The following is a 5,992-nucleotide window of genomic DNA, read 5'->3' as shown; positions in this document are numbered from 1 at the left end:
GATCGTCGATCGCGCGTTCCCCGCGTGAGCGCCCTGCCCGGCGGCGCCGCGGCGGCCACGCCGCTGCGCGCCGCCGACGTCGCCCCGACCCGGGAGCGCCTGCTCGCCGCCGCGCGGACCGTCGTCGAGGACCACGGCTACGCGGGGGCGTCCGTCGCTGCGATCGCCGTCGGGGCCGGTGTCGCCGCCGGCACCCTGTACCGGCACTTCGGGTCGAAGGCCGAGCTGTTCGTCGAGGTCTTCCGCGACGTGTGCGGACGCGAGGTCGGGGCGATGCGCGCGGCGGTCGAGGCGGTCGAGGGCACGGACCGACCGGACCCCGTCGAGCGCGTGCTCGCCCCGCTGGACGTCTTCGCCCGCCGCGCGCTGCAGAACCGCACGCTGGCCTGGGCGCTCCTGGCGGAGCCCGTCGACGCGCTGGTCGACGAGGTCCGGCTGGAGTACCGCCGCACCTACCGCGACCTGCTCGCCGGGCTGCTGGTCGAGGCCATCGACGCCGGCGCGCTGCCGCCGCAGGACGCGGAGCTGACCGCCGCCGCCCTCGTCGGCGCGGTGGGGGAGGCGCTCGTCGGCCCGGTCTCGCCGCGGGCGGTCCCGGCCCCGGAGCCCGACGACGCCCTGCTGGACGGGCTGCGCGCCGTGTGCCGCAGGGCCACGGGCGCGACCGTGCAGGCGGGCGATCGTGTGCCGCGGGTCGACGGGGGCCGCTAGTAGGGTCGGCGCCGATGCACCTGGGCAACCTCGCCGACGCCTCGCCCTTCACCACGAAGGACGGCTCCACGATCCGCGAGGTCGCGGGGCCGGTGTCGTTGCCCACGGACAACCAGTCGCTGGCCGAGGCGCGCGTCCCACCGACGGGCGCCACGACCGCGCACGTGCACCACGTCTCCGAGGAGCTCTACTACTTCGTCGCCGGTGCGGGCCGGATCCGCCTGGGCGACGAGGAGCGCGAGGTCGGCGTGGGCGACTGCGTCGTGATCCCGCCGGGGACGCCGCACAAGCTCTTCAACGACTCCGCCGAGCAGGATCTCGTCCTCCTCTGCTGCTGCGCGCCGCCGTACTCCGACGCCGACACCGAGCTGCTCGAGCCCGAGGTCCCGCACCCCGGGTCCACCACGTGAGGCGACCACTCCTGGCGCTGCTGCTCCTCGCCGCGCTGCTCGCCGGCGGCCTGGCGCCGTCACCAGCCCGGGCCGCCAAGCAGTGGGACCAGGCCGGGCTCTGGGACTTCGTGGACCGTCGGCAGGCGCAGATCGAGCCGCGCTGGCAGGCCGGCCGCAGCACGTACCTGCCCGTCGGCAACGACGACGACGTGCGGCTCGACGCGAACATGCTCGCCGTCCACGCCGCCGCGGCACGCAGCCGGCACAAGGGCGCCTCGCGGCACGACGACCGCGTCGTCGCGCTCGCCGACGTCCTGACCCGCGCGCCCGCCTTCCTCACGCCGCCGGAATCCCGCAACGGCGGGCAGGCACACATCCCGGGCTGGTCGTCGTCGACCTCGAGCCCCGGCGCGCAGCACGTCGCGATCGACCCGCAGGTGGCCTCCGCGCTCGCGTCGGCGTGGGAGGTCCGCAAGGCCGTCGGCATGCCCGACGACGTCGCCGACCGCATCGTGGAGCGGATCCGCTCCGTCGCCGACTCCGGCTTCTACCGCTACCCGGCGATGCTGCTGAACCAGTTCAACTGGCAGGGCGACATGGCCATGGCGGCCTACAAGGTGTCGGGCGACCCGCAGTACCTCGAGCAGTACCGGCTGCAGCTCATGCGCTTCGTGCAGGGCACCCGGGCGCCCCTGACCGAGGGCCGCACCGCCTTCCTCAACGGCGGCCTGGGGCTCATCTACTCGCCGCGCGCGGCCGGGTCGCTCGGGCCCGCCCTGCTCTCGTCGAGCGAGTACGAGAACCTCATCTACTCCGGCCTGCGCCACTACGACCTCGCGGTCGCCGCCGGGATGGCCCCGCTGTCCCCCGACGACGAGGCGCGGCTGAAGCTCTGGGGCCAGCGGACGCTCTACGGCGACTGGACCCACGCCGGCACGCTGAACTGGGACACGAGCCTCGGCACCCGCCGCTGGCACCTCACGCGGTACTGGGCCTTCGCGCTGCAGGGCGTCGAGACGCTGGCCACGAACACGCGCCTGACCGGTTCGGCGCCGGAGGCGGCCTGGGCGACGTGGATCGCCCAGCGCGCGCTCGAGACCTACGACATCTACGCCGGGCGCCAGCGGACGGGGCTGCTCGAGACCGGTCTGTGGGGGGTCGTCGGGCGCGACGCCTCCGCCGAGGCCGACCCGATCTTCACCGCCGCGCGGTTCGCGTCGCACGCCGCGCGCCTCGCGCAGCTGGGCTTCGGGTCCCGCAAGGACGTCCTGCCGCCCGGCTGGTTCGCCTGGGACCCCGACGCCGGTCGGCTCGCCGTGTCGACGAAGCGCTACTCCACCGGCCTGCTGCTCCGCCACCCGACCGACGACATCGGCGGGATCGAGATGTCCCGGCTCTTCGGCGCCGCCGGGGACCCCGTCTCGGGCACCGGCGGCAGCGCGCGGTCGGCGTTCGGCCTGGACCTCACCGTCCGCGGGCGCGTCGTGCTGGACAGCGAGCCCGGGCGCAACCTGCGCCAGGCCGGGACGCAGCAGCTGCGCGTCACGCTCGGCGGCGGGCTCCCGCTGCGCGGGACGTTCACGGAGGGGCTGCGCGCCTACGGCACCTCGAAGGGCTCCGCCGGCACGATCCGGGTCGACCAGCGCTTCGACCAGGACGGCGTGGACGTCCTGCGCTCCGTGAAGTCGATCGAGGACGCGGACGCCACCGTGCGACTGCCCGCCTGGGGCTCGGCGGCGCGCGTGAGCGCCGTCATGGCCGACGGCACGACCGTCCGGCTGGCCTCGAAGCCGATCCCCGCCAAGGGCGTCCGGGGCCTCCTCGTCGACGCGCGCCGCGGCGGCTACCGCGTCGGGCTCTGCCGCCTGCCGGCCGACGCGCGACTGCGCCTGGCGTCCGTGGCGCCGCTGTCGACGTCGACCAGCACGCGGCGCGTCGCCCAGGTGCTCTTCCCCGTCCCGGCGGGAGCCAGCCGACGCATCGACGTGCGCCTGGCGCCGACGATCGCGCGTCCGCTCGCCGAGAAGCTCTGCGGCTGAGGCTCGGGCGCCGCCGGGCCGGTGGCCCCCGCGGCCGAGGCGCGGCCGGTCACGCGCCCGCGGGCGTTCGCGCGGCCGCCGGACCCGGTTCCTCCGGCGGGTCCGCGACCCGGCCCATCCCGCGCGATCGCTGGGGTACCCTGGCGCCGACCGGCCGGTGCCGGGCGTCCCGCGGCGGGGCGTCCGTCGCGTGCGCGGGGTTCCAGGAGGCGGCGGCATGACGGGACGGGCGAGAGGCAGGACGACGACGATCGGCGCCACGGCGCTGGTCGCGCTGCTCGCCGGGGGCCCCGCGGCGGGGGCGCAGACGCCCGACGACGGCCGCCTGACGCTGCGCGACACGCTCTACGTCCTGCCGCTCGGACCACCGGCCGCCACGCCGGACTGCGTGCTCGTCCTCTGCCCGCTGGTGCAGCCCTTCGCGCCCGTCGGCTCCGGCCCCGACGCCGGCACGACCGGGCTGCGGGTCACCGGCCTGCCCGTCGCGCCGCCGCGCGTGGTGGCCGAGAGCCGCTCGGAGCCCACGCCCTACGACGGCGCGAACCCGTCGGGCACCGCGTCGCTGACCCTCTCCGCCGACAGCCGCGCGGACGGGTCCGGCGGGACCGTGACGACGTCGGTGCGGCTCGAGGAGGTCGGCGGCGGGACCGTGGCCGAGCTCCCGGCGGCCGCCGTGCCGCTCGACGGCGCGAAGCACACCTCCGGACCGCTGGCGATCGACCCCTCGCGTCTCGTCGTCGGCCGCGCGTACGTCGCGGTCGCGCGGTTCTCCTTCTCGGTCCCGGCCGGCGGCTCGGTGGCCGCGCGGGTCGCGGCTCCGCGCCTCCTGGCCCGCGGGCCGCGCCGTGCGGCGAAGGCACCGGCGGCGCTGAAGCCCGGCCGACCGGTCGTGCGCCTGCGCGGTCGACGGCTGCAGGTCACGGCACGCTGCCCGTCCGGCGGGGCGCGCTGCGAGCTGCAGGTCCGCTCGGCGCTGCAGGGGCGGACGCTCGGCAAGGGCGCCGTCGAGCTGCAGGCCGCGGCGCGACACACCTTCACCTGGGTGCTCTCCGCGGCGCAGCTGCGGCGGGCGCGCCGGGTCGGCCTGATCTCGACGACCCTGCGGGTGGAGGACGAGAACGGCCGGACCGGTCAGGCGCGCCGGAGCCTGCGCCTGGCGGCGCGCTGAACCGGGGTCTCCGGCCGCGGTCCGGCGCCCGGGCCGCGGATCGCTACGCTCCGTAGCGTTTCCCAGAGAGAGGCGGCCCCATGGACCGCAAGTGGTTGGCCCTCGTCGCCGTCGCGACCGGCGTCTTCATGCTGTTGATCGACGTCACGATCGTGAACGTCGCGCTACCGGACATCGCGTCGGACCTGGACTCGTCGTTCTCGAACCTCGAGTGGGTCATCAACGCCTACACGCTGACGCTGGCCTCGACGCTGCTGGTCGCCGGCTCGGTCGCCGACCTGATCGGCCGGCGCCGCGTCTTCGTCATCGGGCTGGTCGTCTTCTCGCTCTCGTCGCTGGGCTGCGGCCTGTCGACGACGCCGCTGATGCTGAACCTCCTGCGCGGCGTGCAGGGGATCGGCGGCGGCATGATGTTCGCCACCTCGCTGGCGATCATCGCCCAGACGTTCCACGGCAAGGAGCGCGGGGTCGCCTTCGGGATCATGGGTGCGGTGACCGGCTCGGCCGTCGCCCTGGGCCCGCTGGCCGGCGGCGTCCTCACCGACGCGTTCGGCTGGCAGGCCGTCTTCCTCGTCAACCTGCCGATCGGCGCGGCCGCGATCGCGCTGTCGCTGTCGAAGATCACGGAGTCCAAGGATCCGCACGACGCCGGCATCGACTGGGCCGGGGCGCTCCTCTTCGCCGGGGCGCTGTTCCTGCTGATCTTCGGCCTGGTCGACGCGAACAAGGAGGGCTGGGGGAGCCCGCAGATCCTCGGCTGCCTGATCGGCTCGGTCGTGCTGCTCGTGGCCTTCGTCGCCGTCGAGCTGCGGCGCGAGAACCCCTTGTTCGACCTGCGGCTGCTGCGCAAGCCGACCTTCCTCGGCGCGTCGTTGACCGCGTTCTGCATGTCGGCGTCGCTCTTCGCGCTCTTCCTCTACCTCACGCTCTACCTGCAGGGCGGCGTGCTGGGCTACTCGCCGCTGGAGGCCGGCCTGCGCTTCCTGCCGATCACCGGACTGACGTTCCTCTGCGGCCCGATCGCCGGGCGCCTGACCACGAAGGTCCCTGTGCGCCTGCTGCTCGGCGGCGGGCTCGGGTTCGTCGGCATCGGCCTGATCCTCATGCACGGCATCGAGCCGGACGACCCGTGGACCGTCCTGATCCTCGGCTTCGCGATCGCCGGCATCGGCTCGGGGTTCGTCAACCCGCCGCTGGCGTCCACCGCCATCGGCGTCGTCGAGCCGCGGCGCTCCGGCATGGCGTCGGGCATCAACTCGACGTTCCGGCAGGTCGGCATCGCCGGCGGGGTCGCGGCGCTCGGCGCCGTCTTCCAGCACAAGGTCGAGGCGGGCATCACCAGCGGCCTGGCCGGCACCCCCGCCGCGGCGCGGGCCGACGACCTGTCGGCCGCCGTCACCGCCGGCCAGACCGAGGCCGCGCTGAAGGGCATCGCCGTGCAGGCGAGCCCCGAGCAGGTCGACCGCATCCGCGACGTCGCCCACGCGGCGTTCGTCTCCGGCCTCAACACGCTGTTCCTGATCACCGCGGCGGTCGCGCTGGTCGGCTCGGTCGGGGCGTTCGTCCTCGTGCGCAAGCAGGACTTCGTGGTCTCGGGCCCGGGCGCCCCGGGCCCGGGCGCCCCCGCGGGCGGCCCCGGTGACGCTGCCCCGGACGCGGCGCCGGACGGACCCGGCGGGAGC

Annotated in this window: 5 protein-coding genes; all 5 read left to right on the top strand. The window is 75.6% G+C overall.

What is annotated here, in order from left to right; genetic code table 11:
* Positions 1-24: 24 nt before the first annotated feature.
* Positions 25-711 (top strand): TetR/AcrR family transcriptional regulator, encoded by a 687-nt coding sequence (locus Q7T67_RS18420; protein WP_304793232.1) that lies wholly within the window; start codon positions 25-27, stop codon positions 709-711.
* A 14-nt stretch (positions 712-725) separates the two neighbouring features.
* The gene (locus tag Q7T67_RS18415; protein WP_304793229.1) at positions 726-1,121 is read left to right on the top strand and encodes a cupin domain-containing protein; all 396 of its coding nucleotides are present in this window, start codon (positions 726-728) and stop codon (positions 1,119-1,121) included.
* The gene (locus tag Q7T67_RS18410; RefSeq protein ID WP_304793226.1) at positions 1,118-3,142 is read left to right on the top strand and encodes a hypothetical protein; all 2,025 of its coding nucleotides are present in this window, start codon (positions 1,118-1,120) and stop codon (positions 3,140-3,142) included. The genes Q7T67_RS18415 and Q7T67_RS18410 overlap by 4 nt, the downstream gene beginning before the upstream one ends.
* Positions 3,143-3,359: 217 nt before the next feature.
* The gene (locus Q7T67_RS18405) at positions 3,360-4,310 is read left to right on the top strand and encodes a hypothetical protein (RefSeq protein WP_304793223.1); all 951 of its coding nucleotides are present in this window, start codon (positions 3,360-3,362) and stop codon (positions 4,308-4,310) included.
* An 80-nt stretch (positions 4,311-4,390) separates the two neighbouring features.
* Positions 4,391-5,992, top strand: a 1,602-nt coding sequence (locus Q7T67_RS18400; protein WP_304793220.1) for an MFS transporter, incomplete at its 3' end; no start/stop codon positions are given.

The organism is Patulibacter sp., assembly GCF_030655195.1.
Taxonomy (GTDB): domain Bacteria; phylum Actinomycetota; class Thermoleophilia; order Solirubrobacterales; family Solirubrobacteraceae; genus Patulibacter.
Note: the sequence above shows the minus strand (reverse complement) of the source record. Positions and strands in the feature narration are given on the sequence as shown.